Below are 16966 nucleotides of genomic sequence, written 5' to 3'. Positions count from 1 at the left end.
TGAATATCGAAATCATTCCATGAAATTAAATATTTAATTTAGTAATAATTGTCTAACTTTTTTAAGGCACTTCAAAATTCAGCTAGCTTTTTATAGTATTGGCGAAAGTAAGCGACTAAATATTTGTTTAAAAGTTAGCCAAAAAGACTGCCTTTTAAACATTTCAACTGTCTGTAACTCACTATCTTTTATATCTTTTAAATAGATAGCTTTTAAGCGACTACTAAACTCAGTATCATACAAAAAAGCATTAATTTCAAAATTAAGTTTAAAACTTCTGAAATCAAAATTAGCCGAGCCGACTGAAGCAATTTTATCATCTATAACTGCCGTTTTCGCGTGCATAAAACCATTTTGATAGTAATAAATCTTGACGCCTTCATTAGCTAACCGCTTTGCATAATATTGAGTTGCACGATAAACAAATAAATGATCTGGTTTATTTGGCACCATAATTCTAACGTCTACTCCTGACATCGCCGCAATTCTAATGGCATCTAAAGTACTATCATCTGGAATTAAGTATGGTGTTTGAATCCAACAATAATTTTTAGCACTTTGAATCATTTTGATGTAACCAATTTTAATCTGTTCTAAATCAGAATCCGGGCCACTAGATACAATTTGCATATTGGTAGTTCCCTCAGACTTAAATGGTGGGAAATAAAATTCATGATCTCTTTCCTCATCAATTTTATTTTTAATGTCCGTAACGTTCCAATCCAAAATAAATTGTGATTGTAAACTATAAACTGCCGAACCTACAACTCTTAGATGTGTGTCTCGCCAATGACCGAATTTTTTCTTACGACCTAAATATTGATCGCCAATATTAAAGCCACCGACATAACCAGTTTGTCCATCGATAACTACAATTTTTCGGTGATTTCTAAAGTTAATTCTAAAATCAGTTATTACTGAATGCGTGTGTAAGAAAGGTTCCGCATAGCCACCTGCATTAATTAATGGCTTAAAAAAGCGCCGTGTCGTACCCATGGAACCCCAACTGTCATATATTACATGAACAAGTACTCCCTCACGTGCTTTCATAGTAAGTAATTTTAAAATTTGTTGACCAATCTTATCGTTATAAAAAGTGTAAAATTCTACGTTAATGGATTTTTTAGCGTGTTTAATGTCATTAATCATTTGTGTAAATAATCCATATCCGTCTTTGTATATATGCACTTTATTACGTCTTTCAAGATATGCCATGTCAGTATTTTTAAATAAACGTACCATATCACGAGCTTGATAGGCTACTTCATCCGCCTTAATTTTCTTAGGATCCGCATACTTGCGATTCAATTTACTTAGAATATTGTCCATTTTTAATAGATCTTGTTGTTGAAATCTGAACAATCGTTTTTTAGGCAGTTTACGACCCACGAAAGCATAAACTAAAAATCCTAATACAGGTAAGAAAGTTAAGACTAGTAACCATGCCCAAGTTGCCGCAATATCTCTGGGTTGTCTAAATACAGTTATTATAGCTAAACTTGTATTTAAAAAAATGATAAATTCCCATATTAAAGACCAATCTATCAAAATAATCATATCCTCCAGTGTCAGTAATTAATATTCTACTAACATTTTTAATTATAGCATAGACCATAATAACATCATCGTAACAAGTGATATAATGTAGTTTACCAATTATTGGGGAGGTTTATAGGTTGAACATAGATATGCAACTTAAAAACACATTAACATTAGAAGCCGAACAAGGTCCATTTATTTCACTACTGATTTCATTTAATGAAATTCCAGATAATTTGGCGTTTGATAAATTATTAAATAAAGTTAAAGACCGTTTTATCGAAAAATATAACGAAAATTTTTGGAACAAATATTCTAAAAAATTAAAACGCTTTAATTACTCGCGAGAAAAAAATGTAAGTAACAGTATGGGAATTGCTATTTATGTAAGTTGTGATTCTATGCATACTTTTAGTTTGACTCATCAAACTAAAACCAGTGCCGTTATTGCTTCTACCATGCATATAATGCCTTTAATTAAAGACATTACGGATGAATGTTATTATAATTTGCTAGTCATCAAAAATAATGATTTTAAAATGTACAATGTAAACAATCAAAGTCAGACATTATTAAAAGTTCCTAATGCACCTGCTTTTGCCTTTACCAACAACCAAAAAGACTTTTTTAAATTAATTGATGAATGTGTAATCGAAAAATTGAATCATGACGATACACTTCCACTAGTAGTAGTTGGTAATGAAGATGATTGTAAATTATATGCTGAACAATCTAAATATAGTAACTTAGTTAGCGATATTTACGTTAATTATCAAAATAATCCAGATGTTGATTCGATTACTAAATATGTGAACGAAAAACTATATCAAAAATTTATTAATAACCTTAAATTCAATTACAATAAAGCTAAAAATAAATCCAAAGTTTTAACTGACATTGAAGAAATTACCAGCGCAGCAATTTCTGGATATATTGATACATTAATGATTAATGAAAGTGAAAAAAGTGATAAACAAGTTAATAATTTAGCAATTACCACCATTGGATTTGGTGGGGATGTTTACTTAATCGACGAAAATGATATGCCTAATAATAAAAAAATAATCGCCATTAGTAGAATATAAAAAGGTTTGATGTGTTTAGCATCAAACCTTTTTATATAAATGGACGACCACCGGCAGCTAAAAATCCCACAATGATTAACAAAATAAGCATAAGTATTAAGATCCACAAGATATGTTTATTCATTTTGTTGCTATTATTTTTAGCAAATCCATATTCTGCAGCAACTATAAAAATCAAAGCAAATATCGCCTTGAAACTAAGTAGCATGGGAGTTCTATGGAAGGCTTTAAAAAATAAGAAACCACCAGTAATTAAAAATATTAAATAAAAAATTCTTGAAATCATTTGATAAATAAAAGCGTTCTTACGTCTAGTTAAGCCCATAATAAATGTAAATATAAACAAAATAGCTATCAATAAATGAATCCATAAGAACATCTAATCACCTCCTTGAACACAATTAAAAAGCACTAACCGTAGTTAGCGCTTTTTTATAATTTAGTTTTTATCTTCATAGTCATCGTCAATAGCATCTTTATCAACAAAAAGACTTCCATCAGGATTTCTAAGTGGTGTTAAAGTACTTCCGTAACCACCATATTCAACACCCGTCTTTTGGTCAATATAAACTGAAACTCCAGTTAATGATTCTTCAATTATTTTAAATCTTTTAGACAAAAGTCTTCCTCCTTGATAATAAATCCGCAATGATACAAATATATTTTACCTAAATTATGATAATCCTAATTGATGCACATAGTCAATTTTAAGCTAGTGAATCCCAAGGTTTTAATTCTTCTGGAGCTAATGATAATAGTTCTCGTTGTGAGTCAGTAAGGAACTTTTTATTAATTACTACTTCGTAAACATATTCATCCATCCAATTATCGGCCATAACAAAGTATCCATTAAAACCGTTCTTATCACCCCAACTATTTTCTACTTTCCACTTAGTTGGTTTGTCGTTTACTAAATCAACTCCTGTTAGAGTCATTGCATGGCTGACTTCACCTTGCTTGTATGCTAAACGTTCAGCTTTAGTCATTGATAGGTTAAGATTAAACAATTCATCATAATGATAAAGATTTGCATCTAACAAACCTTCTTTTCGACTTAGTTGTCTAGTGACATCATTTCCAAACCATACAGTTTCACCGGATTTCAATTGATCTATCGCAGCTGTTTTTAATTCTGGCATCGTAAGATTTAAAAATTCAATATTAATTCCACCTACAACATTATTTTGTGCACTCATGCTGTATCTTTTATTCATTGCTTTATCTGGTGAGTTAGATAAAACTACATAGTCATTTAAATCTACGTCAGAAAAGTATTTAGCATAAAAACTCTTAGGAGTTAAATTACAATCTAAATGATATTTCTTTTTATCGTCACGATATTCAAAATCAAATGTTTTTGGTGGCACTCCCAAGGAATATCCAGCAATTCGATAAACCTCTGACAACATTTTTTCACGAGCTACATTAATGTCTTCGTCAGTAGCATCATTATTTACCATTTCACGTAGCTTCATACCATCACGACGTAATTTCAAGTTTAAAACTTCGTTTAAATCGGTAGTATTCTCTGAAACATTAGTCTCTGAAAAAGCGCTAGTAGGCATTACTCCGTACTTTTGTACTAACGAAGCAGCCATCGCCCATTGTCCACCATCAGTTCCAGGTCCATCTAAGTAAAAAGAAACAGTTCGATCATTGGTAGGTAGTCCAGCTGTAGCAATCATACGGTCATAGAAAATGTTAGCTCGTTCAATTTTATCCCAAAAGAATAGATAGTTTTGCGATAACTCAAAATTTTTAACATTATACTTTTTCGCAAAACGATGTTTTAAAGTATTTAAAATTGAAAATAGCCAACATCTTCCTGAGCGTTTTTGATTAGAAACATTTCCAGTTTCTACCTCTACAGAAAAAACTGGGTTTAATTTAGTTTTTATATCTTTATCCTTAGCAACATTATTAATTCCATTTTGAGTCACTGCACGTTCTAAAATACTAGATTCTGGAGCACTTTCATATTGTTTTCTTAAATCGTGTAACATTTCTGCAGTTAATTCTGATTTTGCCAAATGTATTCATCTCCTATTATTTTTATTCCCAAGGTTGTAGTTCAATTGGAGTTTGGTCTAGTAATTTTTGATTACTTTCACTTAAGTACTTTTTATTAACGATTACTTCATAGACATATTCGTCCATCCAACTATCTGACATTTTGAAATAACCCTTTTCACCAACTTTTTCACCCCAACTATTTTCTACTTTCCACTTAGTAGATTTATCATCGACTAAATCTACTCCAGTCAGTGTCATTGCATGACTAGGAACTGCTTGATGATATTTAAAACGTTCTTGTTTAGTCATGGCTAAATCAACATCAAAAAGTTCATCATAATGATATAAGTTAGCGTCCAAAAGGCCTTCTTTACTATTTGATTGAGTTGCTACATCATTTCCAAACCAAACGGCTTGACCAGCTTTTAGTTGTTTAATCGCTGCATCTTTTAAAACTTCCATTGGCATATTTAAGAAATGTACATGCGGCCCACCAACTACATTATCAGCAAAAGACATGTTATATAATTTATTCATTGCCTTATCTGGATAATTGGACAGTTGTATATAGTCATCTAGTTCAACATCAAAATATTTTGCATAAAACTGTTGTGGTGTTAGGTTTTTATCTAAATGATATTTTTTCTTATCATCGCGATATTCAAAGTCAAATGTTTCACGTGGAACACCACATGCATATCCGGCAATGCGATAAATTTCAGCTAACATTTTTTTACGTGTAGCTTTAATTTCTTCATCTGAAGCTTTAGCGTGTACCATTTTTCTAAGTGTTAAGCCATCTCGACGTAGTTTTAAATTTAAAACTTCATCCAAGTCACGTGTGTTGTTTGTAACATTACTTTCTGGAAAAGCACTCGTAGGCATTACACCATATTTTTGCACTAATGCCACTGCCATGCCCCATTCTCCGCCGTCTTCACCTGGATAAGCTAAATATTCAGTTAATAGACGATCATCAGTAGGTAATTGTGCTGTTTCTAAAATGCGATCATAGTAAATATTCGCTCTTTCCACTTTATCCCAGAAAAATAAATAGCTTTGAGATAGTTCAAAATCCTTAACATCATATTTTTTAGCAAAATCATGCTTCAAAACATTTAATAGAGAAAACAACCAACATCTACCAGATGCTTTTTGATCAGAAACTTTTCCAGTATCTAGTTCAACTGAAAATGATCCACTTAAACGATCATTAACATGATTATCTTTAGCACTATTTCTAATTCCGTTATTAACAATGGTTCGTGAAACTACATCATGTAGTTTTTCTTTTTTAAAACTTTTTTCCATTTTGTCATAATTATACTTGGTTAATTCTGAGTTAGGCATTTCATCACTCCTAATAAATATTAAAATTATTCTAATCTTTTTTTAATAAACAAGCAAATCCAATATAAAAAAACTATGACTAAGTCATAGTTTTTTTATTAGTAAGCTAAATCATTTACGTTATGACGTTTAGTACTAGAGCCTAATAATGGGAATGTTTTAGCTACTCCCATAATTTTATCCTTAGGAACAAATCCCCAATACCTACTGTCATTAGAAACACTGCGGTGATCACCAAGTACAAAGTAACTGTTCTTAGGCACCTTAACTGCTCCATGATTGTACTTCCAATGTGATGATAGTTTTTTAATATCCCAATTACTATCTTCTTGATAACCTTGGACAGTTCCTGTACCAACGCTTCGTTGATAAGCATTAATGAAACTTTGGTTTATTTTTTTACCATTAACATAAATATTGCCATCTTTATAGTCAACAGTGTCTCCAGGCAATCCAATCACTCTTTTTACATAATAATTACCTGAACCGACTTCATCCGGATCCACACCGTCAGCACTAAAAATAACCACACTTAAATGTTTTATTTGTGCTTTTTTTAATACCATAACTCTTTGATTATTTTCTAAGTTAGGTTGCATTGAAGTTCCTTGAACTTTAGCCACTGTGAATAGTGTTGATCTAACTACTAAGGCAATTAAAAGACCAACTATAATAGGAATAACATAACCCATAACTGATTTTATAAAAGACATATCATAATCTCCTCTTATTACAACTGACTACGATTATAGCATATGATAATCATTTACATAGAATTTTTAATATCATCATAAAAAATTATTTAGTTTTAGCTATACGTCCTTGTTGAATATAAACACTTAAAATAGAAATATCAGAAGGGTTAACCCCAGAAATTCTAGAGGCTTGAGCAATTGTACGTGGTTGAATTTTTTCTAGTTTCTGACGAGCTTCAGTTGCAATTCCATCAATTGCAGAATAATCAATGTTCAAAGGAATTTTCTTAGCTTCCATTTTCTTCAAACGTTCAACGTTAGCTTCCGCTTTTTTTATATATCCAGCATACTTAGTTCTGATTTCAACTTGTTCAATCACTCTGCGACCTAATGGTTTTTTGGGCGCTTCCATAAATTTAAGTAAAGTGTGGTAAGTTACATACGGTCTACGTAGGAACACAGCTGCGATAACACCATCTTTAAGCGGTTTATCACCATGTTCTTGTACAAATGCATTTACTTCTGCACTTGGTTTAATTCTTAGATGATTCAAACGATTCATTTCTTTTTCAACGGCTTCTTTTTTAGCTAAGAATTTTTGATATCTTTCATCTGAAATCAAACCTAATGCATGTCCTTTTTCAGTTAGTCGAATATCAGCATTATCATTTCTTAGTAGTAAACGATATTCAGCACGACTGGTAAGTAAACGGTATGGTTCATTAGTTCCCTTAGTAACTAAATCATCTACTAAGACCCCAATATAAGCTTCGTTACGTTTTAAAATAAATGGTTCTTTACCCATTGCTCTTAAACCAGCATTGATACCTGCATAAAGGCCTTGACCAGCAGCTTCTTCGTATCCAGAAGTTCCATTAGTTTGACCTGCAGTATAAAGGTTTTTAACCACTTTAGTTTCAAAAGTAGGTTTCAGTTGATATGGATCAACTACATCATATTCAATCGCATAACCTGGACGCATCATTTCAGCATGATGTAATCCGGCAATACTTCTAATCATTTTCTTTTGAATTTCTTCTGGCATGGAAGTAGATAATGCGTCTACATAGTATTCATCTGTATCGCGACCTTCAGGTTCTAGGAATAGTTGATGTCTACTTTTATCAGCAAATCTAACAATTTTATCTTCAATTGAAGGACAATATCTAGGTCCTACCCCTTCAATTACTCCCGTAAACATAGGAGCACGATCTAAGTTATCACGAATTATCTTATGCGTAGTTTCATTAGTATATGTTAACCAACATGACAATTGATTTTTAACGTCTAAGTAGTCTTCATCTGATGTTTCATAACTGAAATGATTTACTTCTGCATCACCTGGTTGTTCCTCAGTTTCGTCAAAATCAATGGTGGTTCCGTTAACTCGTGGAGGGGTTCCTGTTTTAAAACGTTTTAATTTAAAACCAAGTTCTTCTAGATTTTCTGATAACTTGATAGCTGGTTGAGAATTATTAGGACCAGAAGAATATCTTAATTCACCAATAATGATTCGACCTCTAGCAGCTGTTCCAGCACATATCACAACAGTTTTTGAATAATATCTAGCCCCAGTGTAAGTAACAACTCCCTTACATTCACCATCTTCAACAATTAAAGAATCAACGATTCCTTGACGCAAAGTTAAATTAGGTTCTTCTTCAATTGTCTTTTTCATTGAACGGTGATATGCATGTTTATCAGCTTGAGCTCTTAAAGCTCTAACCGCAGGTCCTTTTCCAGTATTCAACATTCTCATTTGAATATACGTTTTATCAATATTACGACCCATTTCACCACCTAGTGCATCAATTTCACGCACCACAATTCCTTTAGCAGGGCCACCAACTGATGGATTACATGGCATGAAAGCCACCATTTCTAAATTAATCGTTAACAGTAATGTATTATTACCCATTCTGGCAGCAGCTAAGGCAGCTTCACAACCAGCATGACCTGCTCCAACTACGATTACATCATAGTTACCAGCGTCGTATTTAATATTTTCTTCGCTTACAATTTCACTCATGAAATATCCTCCACAATTTTAAATGTTTCACGTGAAACATTGTTATTTACCTAAACAGAATTGGCTAAATAATTGATCTAATAATTCGCCATTGTAACTATCACCAGTAATTTCACCCAATAAGTCCCAGCATCTACGCATATCCATTTGAACTAAATCCACAGGCATACCCGCATCGATTCCATCAAGAACACTAGCTAGTGCATCTTTAGCTTGATGCAATAAACTAATGTGTCTAGCATTGGTAACCATTACGTCGTTTTGACTGCTTTCAATTCCTTCATTAAAGAATAGATGAGCAATCATTTCTTCTAACTTTTCAGTTCCATTATCTTTAATTGCTGATGTGGTTATTATAGATTCATCATTGCCAACAATTGACTTTATTTCTTCAGAAGTTAATTTCTGTTCTAAATCCGTTTTATTTAAAATAATAATTTTTTTAGCATTTTTAGTTAACTCAATTAATTCTTTATCTTCTTCAGTTAGGTGTTCACTAGCATTTAAAACTAGCAATACTAAATCTGAACTTTGGATAGCTTTTCTAGAACGATCTACCCCAATTTTTTCTACTTTATCGTCAGTTTCACGAATTCCGGCTGTATCAACTAATTTTAATGGAACTCCGCGTACGTTTACATATTCTTCTAATACATCACGTGTGGTTCCAGGTACATCGGTTACGATTGCCTTATCTTGATGTAATAGATGATTTAATAAACTTGATTTACCCACATTAGGACGTCCAACAATTGAAGTAGCTAATCCATCTCTTAAAACTTTACCCTGTTTAGAGGTATCTAATAGTTTTTGAATTCTTATACTTAATTCTTTCGCTTTATCAGATAACAAATTAGTAGTTACAACTTCAGCATCATCATATTCTGGATAATCAATGTTTACTTCTACATTAGCTAGCACATCTAAAATATCTTGACGTAATTTTCGAATTAAACTGGAAAGATTTCCATCTAATTGATTCAGAGCCGCTTTCATGGAACGATCGGTTTTAGCTTCTATTAAATCCATAACCGCTTCAGATTGTGACAAATCAATTCGACCATTTAGGAAAGCACGTTTGGTGAATTCACCTGGTTCGGCCATTCTAGCTCCGTAAGTCAAAACTAATTGCAATATTTTATTGGTAGCAATTATTCCACCATGACAGTTAATCTCAATTACATCTTCTTTAGTGTAAGTCTTAGGAGCTTTCATAACTGAAACCATAACTTCATCAACATCACTACCATTGTCTGGATCAATTATATGCCCATAGTTAATGGTATGTGATGGTACTTGGGTAAGGTCCTTACCTTTAAATATTTTGTTAATAACTTCAAAAGCTTCATCGCCACTAATTCTTACGATTGCAATTCCACCTTCACCCGGTGGAGTTGAAATAGCAGCAATTGTATCAAAATCTGTTGTAGTTGCCATGATTAATTACTCCTTTAAAATAAATCTTCACACAAAAAAAGTGCCTACTCCACGCTAAAAAAGCGTGGATAAAGCACTTTGACTACTTTATCTACTTGAAATAAGAATGATTGAATATATCATAAAATTTTTATAATACTTTGTCAATTTAAACATCACTAGGTAAAACAATAACAAAGCGATATGGATACTGACCAGATGATTGTGTCGAAACGTATTTATTATTTTGCAAAGTTTGATGAATAATTTTACGTTCAAAAGCTGGCATTGCATCCAAATAAACTGGTGAACCCTTAGCTACTACTTCACGTGAAGTTTTAATAGCTAAATGTTTCAAAATTTCCGATCTTCTTTCACGATAATTAGCAACATCTAACGTTACATTGATATAACTTAATCCTTGGTGATTAAGGTATATTTGTGATAATTCTTGTAAAGAATTAATGGTTAAGCCGTGTTTACCTATGAGTAGACCTTCTGTTTTTGTATTAAATTCAATATAAACACTCTTTTTACCAATTTTTATATTTTTAACGCTAGCTTCAATTTGCAAATTTCTAATGATATCTATAAGATATTCAGTTAAACTATGATAAATTTTTTCCTTATCCAGTTTATAATTATTAAATTGTTTATTTTTTCTATTATTATTTACTTCACTTTTGTTAGTGGTTTTAACGGATGTAACGGAATTATGTTCCTTTTCAGAAAATGTTTTTTTGGGTGCAATTTCAACGATTGCATCTTTTTTAAAAAGTCCTAAAAAACCCTTTTTTTCTTTTTGAACTAGATTAATTTCAGCGTTTTCTTTTGAAATATTTAAGCTGTATAGTCCTTTTTCTATTGCTTTATCAACATTTTTTGCAACAAATTTTTCCATTACATAACTCCCTTAAATTATAAAAAATACAGTAACTATAATATCATAAAATAATGTACAAAAAACAACAAAAATAAAAGAGTTGCTGTGTTTATTAAACACAGCAACTCTTTTATTGAAGTTATTTACGATGACTTCGTTTTGCTTTTTTTATTGCTTTTTCAATTGCACGCTTACGTTTCTTTTCAGCTTGTACTTTTTCTTCACGTTCACGTTGAATCTTCCAAGGATTTTGAATAACTAAAGTTTGCAAAGCTTGGAATACGTTGGTAGTTACCCAATATATTGAAATAGCTGATGGAATGTTTAAAGCCATAAAGAAAATAATTATTGGCATTCCAAACATCATCATGCTTGTCATTCCATTTTTCTCAGGTTGAGATTTCATAGATAACCAAGTACTAATGAAGGTAAAGACAGCAGCTAGAATTGGAAGTACAAAGTAAGGATCTTTAACCCCTAATCGTAACCATAAAAATTCACCCGTTTTTAAAACGTTAGTACGCCAAATTGCTTGATATAAAGCCCACAAAATTGGCAATTGAACAATCATTGGTAAGCATCCAGCAACTGGATTGACCCCAGCTTCTGAATATAATTTTTGTTGTTCTTCTCGTAGCTTACTCATAGTTTCAGTATCTTTAGAAGAATACTTTTTCTGCAAGGCTTTTAATTTAGGTTGCAATTCTTGCGTTTTTTTCATACTACGAGTTTGATAAATCATAAGTGGTAATATAACAATTCTAACGATAATGGTGAATAAGATGATTCCCATTCCATAATTATTACCAAAAAACTTAGATAACCAAATAATTGCACGAGAGAAGTTTAGGACAATTCCACCATCCCAAAGACCAGTACTGTGGCTGTTAATAGGTTTATTGCTACATGCACTTAAAAACAAAACCAGTCCAGCTATTAAAGATAGTGAAGAATATTTTTTTAATTTCTTCATAACTAAATAACCTCGTCATAATCAGATTCTATTAAATTAGCTAACTTCAATGCATGAACCAGATTGGATTTTATTTCTTTCATAGACAACCCATCAGCCCTTGGTCTAGCAATAACTAGAAAATCAACATCTTGTTTTAAATAGGGCTTTAATTCTAATAGTGATTGTCTAATGCGACGCTTAACCCAATTTCTGTGGACAGCATTTCCAATTTTTTTACCTACAGAAATTCCAACTCTAAAATGTTTTTGATCAGCTTTAGGCATTTGATAAATAACAAATAAGCGATTTGCTACTGAATCATGATGCTCAAATACTTTTTGAAATTCTGCTTCTTTTTTTACGCGGTACGACTTACGCATAATACATCTCCAAGTAAAATTATCATGATAATGAAAAAGACCACTGAATGGTCAGTGGTCTATACAGTCAATGATTTTCTGCCTTTTTTACGACGGTTGGCTAATACTTTACGACCGTTACTAGTACTCATACGACTACGGAAACCATGCACACGTGCACGTTTACGTCTCTTTGGTTGGTAAGTTCTTTTCATTACTAACCCTCCTTAAATATTTAATTTATATTTCTAACTATGCCAAATACATTTCTTTAATATCATAACATAAAATTGAATCATATAAAACAAAAAAATATTTTATAACTAAAATAGTTATCCACATTTATTAGCTTAGTTATCCACATTTTATCCACAATTGGATCTTTTCACATCAGAGTTATCCACAGAGTTATCCACAGAAAAGTAGTTATCCACAGGGTTGTGGATAACTTTATCCACAGGGTTGTGGATAACTTTTATATTGTTGACATATCAACGATTAAAGGTGATAGTTATCCACAGGTACCTGTGGATAACTCGGTTTTTTAGCTTATATTTTATAAGTTATCCACAGGGTGTGGATAACTTTATCCACAGGGTGTGGATAACTTTATTTTATTTAAGTATTCCTGTGGATAATTAACATACATAATGATAAAATTGTTTTATGTAATTTTAAATTGGGAGGAATTGTATGGATAAGGATACCTTATGGTCAAAGATAAGCGACTATTTTAAATCCGATGTTTCAAGAACTACCTATTCAACATGGGTAGAAACCGCTGTCCCAATTAAATTAGAAAATAACGAGTTAACAATTGAACTACCATCTCCTCTACATAAGGATTACTGGAAAGATAAATTATCAGAACAATTAATTGAATACGCGTATAAGATAACTAAAAAAGACATTTTTCCAAAGTTTGTTTTAAAAAACGAATTATCATCTGCGAATAATGAAGATGAAAAAGAGTTAAAATTACCTACTTTTATGAAGGATACCCATTTAAATCCTGAATATACATTTGATACTTTTGTTATTGGTAAGGGAAACCAAATGGCACACGCAGCAGCACTAGTGGTGTCTGAAGATCCTGGAAAAATGTATAATCCTCTACTTCTATATGGTGGTGTAGGATTGGGAAAAACTCATTTAATGCACGCTATTGGTAATAAAATTGTAAAAAACAAACCTGATACTCAAATTAAATATGTAACTAGTGAATCATTTACGAATGACTTTATTAATGCTATTCAGTCTAATCATACTGAAAGATTTAGACAGGAATATCGTAATGTTGACGTACTTTTAGTTGATGATATTCAATTTTTTGCTGATAAAGATGGTACTCAAGAAGAATTCTTCCATACTTTTAACGACTTATATGAAGACGGTAAACAAATTGTTTTAACATCAGATCGTTTACCAAATGAAATTTCCAAGCTTCAAGACCGTTTAGTTTCTAGGTTTGCTTGGGGATTATCAGTAGATATAACTGCTCCTGATTTAGAAACTAGAATTGCTATCTTAAAAGCAAAAGCCGATAACGACAATATGGAAGTTCCCGTTGATATATTGAACTACATCGCTGGTCAAATTGATTCAAATGTAAGAGAATTAGAGGGTGCCTTATCTAGAGTTCAGGCATTTGCTAAGTTTAAACAAACCAAAATTAGTAAAGATTTGGTTTCAGAAGCATTACATGGTCTAAACAACAACATTTCCAAACTAAATAAATCTTCTGTGGACGAAATAATATATCAAGTTGCTAACTACTTTGAATTAGAACCTGAAGATATTAAAGGAAAAAAAAGAACTAAGGCAATTGTAATTCCTAGACAAATTGCAATGTATTTATCTAGAAAATTAACCAATGTCTCTCTTCCTAAAATTGGAATTTCTTTTGGCGGTAAAGATCACACTACTGTTATTCATGCTTATGATAAAATTAACGTTCTAATGAAAAAAGAAAAAGACATTAAAGCAGCTGTAAAAGAACTATCTAAAATTTTAGGCGAATAGTTATCCACAGAGTTATCCACAGAAAATAAAAGTTATCCACAGGCAATAACGTTGATATAACAATAAATTTTGGACTTATCCACATATCCACAGGCCCTACTAGTACTTTATATTATTATATTAATTAATTAAGAGAATAAGGAGTTTATATAGTTATGAAATTTTCAATCAATCGAATCGAATTAACTAAAAGATTAAATTTAGTATCCAGAGCTATCTCATCTAAAACTACAATTCCAATATTAACTGGTTTAAAATTAAAAGCTGATAATAGTGAATTGGTATTAACTGGTAGTAATGCTGATATTTCAATTGAAAATAAAATATTATCTGAAGATAGTAACAATATGTTAACGGTTGTTGAAACTGGTTCAGTAGTACTACCAGCTAGATTTTTCACAGGTATAGTTAAAAAACTACCAGAAGATTTAGTAACGATTGAAGTAAACAAAGAAAACTTACAAACTATTATTAAATCCGGAGCAGCTTCTTTTACAATTAATGGATTAAATGCTGATGACTATCCTCATTTACCTGAAATCGATACAAATAATTCAATTGAATTAAACGGTGATATTTTTAAAGAAATGATTAGTCAAACGGTTATCGCCGTTTCTAACCAAGAAAGTCGTCCGATTTTAACTGGGGTTCATTTTGTTTTAAAAAATGCTGAATTAATGGCTGTAGCTACTGATTCACACCGTTTAAGTCAAAGAAAAATTAAATTACCACAAATTGATGCAGAAAAAGAATATGATTTAATTATTCCTGGTAGTAGTTTGTCAGAACTATCTAAAATGATTTCTGAAAATAATGAAACTGTTAAAATGAATGTTTCTGAAAATCAAGTATTATTTATAGTTGGACAAAATTCTTTCTATTCAAGATTACTAGAAGGTAATTATCCTGATACATCTAGACTAATTCCAGATGCATCTACAACTAATGTAGAATTTGATAATATCGAATTACTAGGAGCAATTGAACGTGCTTCTATTCTTTCACATGAATCAAGAAATAACGTTGTTAAATTAACAATTAATCCAAGTGATCAAGTAGTTAAAATATCTGGCAATTCACCTGATGTGGGTAATGTTGAAGAAAAATTAGATCCTAAAAACGTTGATGGAAATGATTTAGAAATATCTTTTAATCCAGACTACATGAAAGATGCTTTAAGAGCTTTTGGTAAATCAATTATTAAAATTTCATTTACATCTTCATTAAGACCATTCACGTTACTTCCAACTGAAGATAGTGAAAACTTTGTTGAATTAATAACACCTGTAAGAACTTTCTAAAATTTTAGCTAGTAAATAAAAAAGCATTTATATTAGAAAATATAAATGCTTTTTTAATTTGTATTGTTAAATATCTAATGTTGCTTTAAGATTATATCAAGTATTATTTATGGAGGTTTAAAATGAAAAAATTAGAAAGAATCCAAAAATGGACTTCAGAAAACGAGTTAGATTTTACATACATTAGCGATCCAACAACTATCGAGTACTTAACAGGTTTTGCTAGTGATCCCCATGAAAGAATTTTAGCATTATTAGTATTTCCCAATAAGACACCATTTTTATTTATGCCAGCCTTAGAAGTAGAATCAGCTAGAGAAGCCGGTGTAACTTTTGATATTTATGGATATTTAGATCATGAAGATCCATGGAAAATCATTGCTGATAAAATTACTCAAAGAAATAATCATCCAAGAAAAGCCGGCTTAGATAAAATTGCATTTCCAGTTGATCATTTTGAAAAACTAAATGAACATTTGGCAGGTGTTGTTTTTGAAAAAGATGTTAGTGGCGTAATTGATAATATGCGAGCAATTAAATCTGAAGATGAAATACAACAAATGATTTTAGCTGGTCAAGAAGCTGACTTTGCCTTTGAAACTGGATTTAAAGCCGTTAAACCAGGAGCAAAAGAAGTTGATGTGGTTGCTGAACTTGAATATGCATTAATGAAAAAAGGTGTTATGGAAATGAGCTTTAACACTTTGGTCCAAGCTGGTAAACATGCTGCAGAACCTCATGGTGAATCTAGCACTAATGTTATTCAAAACAATCAATTAGTGTTATTCGACTTAGGTACGGTCCATAATGGATATATGTCAGATGCTTCTAGAACGGTTGCTGTGGGGAAACCCAGCGACAAAGAATTAGAAATGCATAAGGTGTGTTTAGAAGCACAGCTAAAAGCTATGGAAGCTGTTAGACCGGGTATTACTGCTGAACAATTAGATAAAATTGCTCGTGATGTAATCACTAAAGCTGGATATGGAGAATACTTTATTCATCGTTTAGGTCACGGAATTGGAATGGGTACCCATGAATTTCCATCTATTATGCAAGGTAATCAAATGGAACTAAAACCGGGAATGTGTTTTTCAATTGAACCAGGAATTTATGTGCCTGGTTTTGCTGGAGTAAGAATTGAAGACTGTGTATATGTTACCGAGGATGGTTGTAAGCCATTTACGCACACTCCTAAAAATTTAATTTATGTAGATAAATAATTAAAAAAGAGGAATCAATAAGTGTACCGCCTTAAAAAAGTTAGACATAATATCTAATTTTTTAAGGCGGTTTTTTTATGTCAAAATATTCAACTA

Annotated in this window: 16 protein-coding genes; 4 read left to right on the top strand and 12 right to left on the bottom strand. The window is 31.6% G+C overall.

All coding sequences use genetic code 11. The annotated features are described in order from the left end of the window. Positions 1 to 90 precede the first annotated feature (90 nt). Positions 91 to 1551: a cardiolipin synthase gene (cls, locus tag K5Q11_RS07190; RefSeq protein WP_220752336.1), complete on the bottom strand. Its 1461-nt coding sequence runs from the start codon at positions 1549 to 1551 to the stop codon at positions 91 to 93. Between the two features lie 125 nt (positions 1552 to 1676). On the opposite strand from cls, the gene K5Q11_RS07185 reads away from it, so the two are divergent. Next, the gene (locus tag K5Q11_RS07185) at positions 1677 to 2624 is read left to right on the top strand and encodes a baeRF3 domain-containing protein (RefSeq protein ID WP_220752332.1); all 948 of its coding nucleotides are present in this window, start codon (positions 1677 to 1679) and stop codon (positions 2622 to 2624) included. A gap of 31 nt (positions 2625 to 2655) precedes the next feature. Here the strand turns inward: K5Q11_RS07185 and K5Q11_RS07180 are convergent, their stop codons facing one another. The 11 genes from K5Q11_RS07180 to rpmH all read right to left on the bottom strand — a co-directional run bounded on the left by K5Q11_RS07180 (position 2656) and on the right by rpmH (position 12539). Further along, complete coding sequence (locus tag K5Q11_RS07180; RefSeq protein WP_220752330.1) at positions 2656 to 3003, bottom strand: DUF1516 family protein; 348 nt, start codon at positions 3001 to 3003, stop codon at positions 2656 to 2658. Between the two features lie 60 nt (positions 3004 to 3063). Further along, positions 3064 to 3243: a DUF6440 family protein gene (locus tag K5Q11_RS07175; RefSeq protein ID WP_248601632.1), complete on the bottom strand. Its 180-nt coding sequence runs from the start codon at positions 3241 to 3243 to the stop codon at positions 3064 to 3066. Positions 3244 to 3331: 88 nt separating this feature from the next. After that, positions 3332 to 4654 carry a C1 family peptidase gene (locus K5Q11_RS07170; protein ID WP_285289901.1) on the bottom strand — a complete coding sequence of 441 codons (1323 nt, stop codon included), beginning with the start codon at positions 4652 to 4654 and terminating at the stop codon, positions 3332 to 3334. 22 nt (positions 4655 to 4676) lie between these two features. Further along, the gene (locus K5Q11_RS07165; protein ID WP_220752329.1) at positions 4677 to 5987 is read right to left on the bottom strand and encodes a C1 family peptidase; all 1311 of its coding nucleotides are present in this window, start codon (positions 5985 to 5987) and stop codon (positions 4677 to 4679) included. 98 nt (positions 5988 to 6085) lie between these two features. Continuing rightward, a complete protein-coding gene (gene lepB / locus K5Q11_RS07160; protein ID WP_220728323.1) occupies positions 6086 to 6700 on the bottom strand; it encodes a signal peptidase I in 615 nt (204 codons plus the stop codon). 85 nt (positions 6701 to 6785) lie between these two features. After that, positions 6786 to 8711: a tRNA uridine-5-carboxymethylaminomethyl(34) synthesis enzyme MnmG gene (gene mnmG, locus K5Q11_RS07155; RefSeq protein WP_220752327.1), complete on the bottom strand. Its 1926-nt coding sequence runs from the start codon at positions 8709 to 8711 to the stop codon at positions 6786 to 6788. Positions 8712 to 8753: 42 nt separating this feature from the next. After that, positions 8754 to 10148, bottom strand: a complete 1395-nt coding sequence (gene mnmE, locus K5Q11_RS07150) for a tRNA uridine-5-carboxymethylaminomethyl(34) synthesis GTPase MnmE (protein ID WP_220728321.1) — start codon at positions 10146 to 10148, stop codon at positions 8754 to 8756. Between the two features lie 148 nt (positions 10149 to 10296). Next, positions 10297 to 11028: an RNA-binding cell elongation regulator Jag/EloR gene (jag, locus tag K5Q11_RS07145; RefSeq protein ID WP_220728320.1), complete on the bottom strand. Its 732-nt coding sequence runs from the start codon at positions 11026 to 11028 to the stop codon at positions 10297 to 10299. Between the two features lie 121 nt (positions 11029 to 11149). After that, the gene (locus K5Q11_RS07140; RefSeq protein ID WP_220728319.1) at positions 11150 to 11983 is read right to left on the bottom strand and encodes a YidC/Oxa1 family membrane protein insertase; all 834 of its coding nucleotides are present in this window, start codon (positions 11981 to 11983) and stop codon (positions 11150 to 11152) included. Between the two features lie 2 nt (positions 11984 to 11985). Beyond that, the gene (rnpA, locus tag K5Q11_RS07135; protein ID WP_220728318.1) at positions 11986 to 12345 is read right to left on the bottom strand and encodes a ribonuclease P protein component; all 360 of its coding nucleotides are present in this window, start codon (positions 12343 to 12345) and stop codon (positions 11986 to 11988) included. A 59-nt stretch (positions 12346 to 12404) separates the two neighbouring features. Continuing rightward, positions 12405 to 12539 (bottom strand): 50S ribosomal protein L34, encoded by a 135-nt coding sequence (gene rpmH / locus K5Q11_RS07130; RefSeq protein ID WP_220728317.1) that lies wholly within the window; start codon positions 12537 to 12539, stop codon positions 12405 to 12407. Positions 12540 to 13017: 478 nt separating this feature from the next. On the opposite strand from rpmH, the gene dnaA reads away from it, so the two are divergent. The 3 genes from dnaA (at position 13018) to K5Q11_RS07115 (ending at position 16870) form a co-directional block, all read left to right on the top strand. Further along, entirely contained in the window at positions 13018 to 14346 is a 1329-nt protein-coding gene (dnaA, locus tag K5Q11_RS07125; RefSeq protein WP_220728316.1) for a chromosomal replication initiator protein DnaA, read from the top strand. A gap of 155 nt (positions 14347 to 14501) precedes the next feature. Continuing rightward, positions 14502 to 15647 (top strand): DNA polymerase III subunit beta, encoded by a 1146-nt coding sequence (gene dnaN, locus K5Q11_RS07120; protein ID WP_220728315.1) that lies wholly within the window; start codon positions 14502 to 14504, stop codon positions 15645 to 15647. Positions 15648 to 15769: 122 nt separating this feature from the next. After that, on the top strand, positions 15770 to 16870 hold the full coding sequence (locus tag K5Q11_RS07115) for a M24 family metallopeptidase (RefSeq protein WP_220752325.1): 1101 nt from the start codon (positions 15770 to 15772) through the stop codon (positions 16868 to 16870). The last annotated feature ends 96 nt before the right edge of the window (positions 16871 to 16966 follow it).

This window comes from Apilactobacillus xinyiensis (genome assembly GCF_019656235.1).
GTDB lineage: Bacteria > Bacillota > Bacilli > Lactobacillales > Lactobacillaceae > Apilactobacillus > Apilactobacillus xinyiensis.
The sequence above is the reverse complement of the archived record's forward strand: the minus strand, read 5'-3'. Positions and strand labels throughout refer to the sequence as shown.

What these genes read in the sequence shown, in the direction of transcription:
- rnpA (WP_220728318.1), bottom strand. Translation starts at nt 12,345, where the DNA reads ATGCGTAAGTCGTACCGCGTAAAAAAAGAAGCAGAATTTCAAAAAGTA.
- K5Q11_RS07115 (WP_220752325.1), top strand. Translation starts at nt 15,770, where the DNA reads ATGAAAAAATTAGAAAGAATCCAAAAATGGACTTCAGAAAACGAGTTA.
- lepB (WP_220728323.1), bottom strand. Translation starts at nt 6,700, where the DNA reads ATGTCTTTTATAAAATCAGTTATGGGTTATGTTATTCCTATTATAGTT.
- mnmG (WP_220752327.1), bottom strand. Translation starts at nt 8,711, where the DNA reads ATGAGTGAAATTGTAAGCGAAGAAAATATTAAATACGACGCTGGTAAC.
- K5Q11_RS07165 (WP_220752329.1), bottom strand. Translation starts at nt 5,987, where the DNA reads ATGCCTAACTCAGAATTAACCAAGTATAATTATGACAAAATGGAAAAA.
- jag (WP_220728320.1), bottom strand. Translation starts at nt 11,028, where the DNA reads ATGGAAAAATTTGTTGCAAAAAATGTTGATAAAGCAATAGAAAAAGGA.
- K5Q11_RS07180 (WP_220752330.1), bottom strand. Translation starts at nt 3,003, where the DNA reads ATGTTCTTATGGATTCATTTATTGATAGCTATTTTGTTTATATTTACA.
- K5Q11_RS07140 (WP_220728319.1), bottom strand. Translation starts at nt 11,983, where the DNA reads ATGAAGAAATTAAAAAAATATTCTTCACTATCTTTAATAGCTGGACTG.
- dnaN (WP_220728315.1), top strand. Translation starts at nt 14,502, where the DNA reads ATGAAATTTTCAATCAATCGAATCGAATTAACTAAAAGATTAAATTTA.
- rpmH (WP_220728317.1), bottom strand. Translation starts at nt 12,539, where the DNA reads ATGAAAAGAACTTACCAACCAAAGAGACGTAAACGTGCACGTGTGCAT.
- dnaA (WP_220728316.1), top strand. Translation starts at nt 13,018, where the DNA reads ATGGATAAGGATACCTTATGGTCAAAGATAAGCGACTATTTTAAATCC.
- mnmE (WP_220728321.1), bottom strand. Translation starts at nt 10,148, where the DNA reads ATGGCAACTACAACAGATTTTGATACAATTGCTGCTATTTCAACTCCA.